At 38.6% G+C, this 3,662-nt stretch carries 3 protein-coding genes, 2 tRNA genes and 2 rRNA genes; 1 reads left to right on the top strand and 6 read right to left on the bottom strand.

Annotated features, from left to right (window positions below; genetic code table 11):
- A partial coding sequence (locus tag B9P78_RS10430) for a hypothetical protein (RefSeq protein WP_233487873.1) occupies positions 1–262 on the top strand: 262 nt, incomplete at its 5' end.
- 254 nt (positions 263–516) lie between these two features.
- Here the strand turns inward: B9P78_RS10430 and B9P78_RS09295 are convergent.
- The 6 genes from B9P78_RS09295 to rrf (B9P78_RS09270) all read right to left on the bottom strand — a co-directional run bounded on the left by B9P78_RS09295 (position 517) and on the right by rrf (B9P78_RS09270) (position 3,653).
- Positions 517–1,116 carry an aminodeoxychorismate/anthranilate synthase component II gene (locus tag B9P78_RS09295; protein ID WP_094519156.1) on the bottom strand — a complete coding sequence of 200 codons (600 nt, stop codon included), beginning with the start codon at positions 1,114–1,116 and terminating at the stop codon, positions 517–519.
- Positions 1,117–2,547 carry an anthranilate synthase component I gene (gene trpE, locus B9P78_RS09290; protein WP_094519155.1) on the bottom strand — a complete coding sequence of 477 codons (1,431 nt, stop codon included), beginning with the start codon at positions 2,545–2,547 and terminating at the stop codon, positions 1,117–1,119.
- 667 nt (positions 2,548–3,214) lie between these two features.
- Positions 3,215–3,330 (bottom strand): 5S ribosomal RNA (gene rrf, locus B9P78_RS09285).
- 23 nt (positions 3,331–3,353) lie between these two features.
- Positions 3,354–3,426 (bottom strand) — tRNA-Thr (locus tag B9P78_RS09280).
- 25 nt (positions 3,427–3,451) lie between these two features.
- Positions 3,452–3,525 (bottom strand) — tRNA-Asn (locus B9P78_RS09275).
- 12 nt (positions 3,526–3,537) lie between these two features.
- A 5S ribosomal RNA gene (rrf, locus tag B9P78_RS09270) occupies positions 3,538–3,653 on the bottom strand.
- Positions 3,654–3,662 lie beyond the last annotated feature (9 nt).

Raw genomic sequence — 3,662 nt, 5'->3', positions numbered from 1 at the left:
TGAGCCAGGATCAAACTCTCATGAAAGTTTTCATGAGCTTGATTGCTCATTAAAGTTTGCTGACTTATTTATAGTAGTTCTCACTACTTTAGTAACTTTCGTTACTGAATTGTTGGTTTCAATCTTATCGATTGAACACCTACACAATTTGGTTCGTCTTCTTTGTTCAGTTTTCAAAGGTCTATCTCGTCGTCCTTGCGACAACTATTTAATAGTATCACGAGTTGGACTGGAAGTCAACAACTTTTTTAAAGTTATTTAAATCGTTGTTGCTCCGCTTGTTGTTACGCCGTAACGCAACTATTAAATAATACCATCTTTCACACCCTACTGTCAACAACTTTCTTATAAAATAATCAAAATTTGCAATAAAAATGATAATTACTGACAAATTTACAATCTTTGTGAGATTAGAACGTTAGAAAAATGCCTAGATAATCAGCATCTAGGCGCTTATTTGTGTCGCGCAAATCAAAACTTACCATCTATTACATAATGCCTACGTTTGCCAGAATTCTATTCAATTGTTGGAACTGCCTTTTTTGCAACAATATCTAAAAAATTCTTGATAAGGGTTTGACCGTCAGGGGTATAAATGGATTCTGGATGGTATTCCAATCCATATACGTCATAGTTACGATGTTTAATGGCCATAATAGCATCATCCTCAATACTTTTCGATAGGATTTCTAATGTATCTGGTAGACCTTCCTCTTCCACGATAAGTGAATGATAGCGCATGACCTGGAAGGGATTGGTTATGTCTTTGAAAATTGGATCGTTGTTATGATCAACCATAGATGTTTTGCCATGTTTCACGGTTTGCGCACGGACGACATTACCTCCAAAGGCAGATGCGATTGCCTGATGGCCTAGACAAATTCCTAATATAGGTAGTTGTCCGGTAAAATGTTTGATAACGTCGATACAGATACCTGCATCTTCAGGGATACCTGGTCCCGGCGAAAGAATGATGCAGTCTACATCTGTCATTAACTCAATATCGTCTATTGTCACTTCATCATTACGTACGACTTTAATATCAGTATCCACCGCACCAATATATTGGTATAAATTATAGGTGAATGAATCATAATTATCGATTAATAAAATCATTTAGATTACCTCCTTCAATGCCATCGATTTATTCAGGGTTTCCGTATATTCCGATTGAGGATCTGAGTCATAAACAATACCTGCCCCAGCTTGAACATAGGCAAAACCGTCTTTAATCACGATAGTTCTAATAGCAATACAAGTATTCATATTCCCGTTATGCGAGAAGTAGCCAACTGCCCCGGCATATATGCCACGTTTGGTATTCTCCAATTCATCAATAATACTCATTGCTCGAATTTTTGGTGCACCTGATACAGTTCCTACAGGTAAACAAGCACTTAAGGCGTCAAAACAGGTAAGTTCTGGTCTTAATTTTCCAGTCACTTCCGATACGATATGCATGACATGTGAATATAGATCTACATCCATAAATTTGCCAACTGTTACACTACCAAATTCACTAATTCTACCAATATCGTTCCGACCTAAGTCTACTAACATGACATGCTCTGCACGCTCTTTTTCATCCGATAACAGTTCCTCTTTTAATCGTTGATCCTCCGCATCATCTTTACCTCGTTTTCTGGTTCCAGCAATTGGATTGGTCATGACTTGGTTATCTTCAACAGTAACCAAACTTTCAGGTGATGAACCCACAATGTGGAAATCGCCAAAATCTATATAGAATAAATATGGTGAAGGGTTTTTACTCCGTAATCGACGATAGATATCAAATGGTTCAGATGCAGATTGAATTGTGAGTCTGTGTGATAACACTACTTGGAAGATATCCCCGGCTTTAATATATTCTTTTGCTTGTTCCACCATCTTACTAAAATCAGCTTCATTGATATTGGACAATACAGTTGGATTGTCTGTCGCTGTCTGATAAGCCTTGATACCATTTGCTTGGTTCATCTCTTCAGCTAATTGCGCTAAATTTTTCGTAACAGTTGTATAATCCGTTGTGTCATCAGGAAATACATTATATACAAGCGTCATTTTATGTTGGAAATGGTCGTAGCTAATGAATTGTTTATAAAATAGTAAGAAGCTTTCAGGTGTTTGCAACTCATCTACATTTACATGTGGTAAAGATTCATATTGACGAATCACATCATAACCCACATATCCAATTGCACCACCAACAAATGGTGTTGGCAAATCAGTCGTTGCATATGGGATTAAAGTTTCTGCTTGCACGTAATCTAGTACTTTTCCTTTATAATGTTCAGTCTTGTCGGCCGAGCTAATCGTTATCTCCTCTCCATAGCTAGTAATACGCTTATATGGATTAGCACCTAGATAGGAATAGCGGCCTATTTCCTTTTCAGAAACGACGCTTTCAAATAAGAATTTGTGTTCACCTTCTAGATTATAAAACATGCCAATAGGTGTTAATTGGTCTGCGTTCACTGTTAAATGTACCGAAAATACTTGATTCTGTTTTTTCATCGCATCAAATTCTGCTGCTGTTAAATTAAACATTTGTTTCACCCCTATAATAATGCCCGTTGTCATGATCAATTTCTGGGGGAAATTGGGTACAAAAAAAGCCACAACATCCCCTGTCATGGGACGATGTAGCCGCGGTGCCACCCATATTAGTATTGTACGCTAGTAACTGCGCCATTTCGCCAATTTTTGATAGCTAGACTTGTATAGCATATATACATACTGACGGGTTAGCTTCTAACTAGAAATCAACCCGTCTATCTTATCTATCATCAATTGCACTTCATGCCGCATAAAAACAAAAAAACACTTCTCCAAAAAGGACGAAATGCATGCATTCGTTTGCCACCTTAGTACAAAACTCTCTCTGCGGGTACGGATGTTACTCGATACCCTGTCCTTTTAACGGCGGACTCCCGGCTCCTGCTACTATTATTTCGCATTTCATCTTAGAGATCCATTCACCAACAGTTACAGTATCTGGCTTTCACTTACCCAACTCGCTTTGACTTAACGCCATCGGTTACTACTTCTCATCATCGATTTTACTCACGTTATTTTAATTTATTATAATGTATTTCTAATTATTGTCAACAGGATTTCATTATTTTTTGTAAAAATACCAATGTTCCACCATTCAACGTACTTCTTTATGTACAAAAAAAGACCAGCGGCTTAACCGTCGGTCTTTTTCATTATTGCATGGCAACGTCCTAGTCTCACAGGGGGAAACCCCCAACTACATTCGGCGCTAAGAAGCTTAACTTCTGTGTTCGAGATGGGAACAGGTGTGTCCTTCTTGCCATCATTACCACACCATTTTATACAAATCATACACAAGCTACCAACGGGATTTGAACCCGTGACCTCCGCCTTACCAAGGCGACGCTCTACCAACTGAGCTATGGCAGCACGATGAAATATTTGTACAAAAAAACTCCGCAAGTAGGACTCGAACCTACGACATCTTGATTAACAGTCAAGCGCTACTACCAACTGAGCTATTGCGGAATAAAAAATATTGCATGGCGACGTCCTAGTCTCACAGGGGGAAACCCCCAACTACATTCGGCGCTAAGAAGCTTAACTTCTGTGTTCGAGATGGGAACAGGTGTGACCTTCTTGCCATCGTCACCACACAATATCTT

This window comes from Aerococcus sp. 1KP-2016, from assembly GCF_002252085.1.
Lineage (GTDB): Bacteria > Bacillota > Bacilli > Lactobacillales > Aerococcaceae > Aerococcus.
Note: the sequence above shows the minus strand (reverse complement) of the source record. Positions and strands in the feature narration are given on the sequence as shown.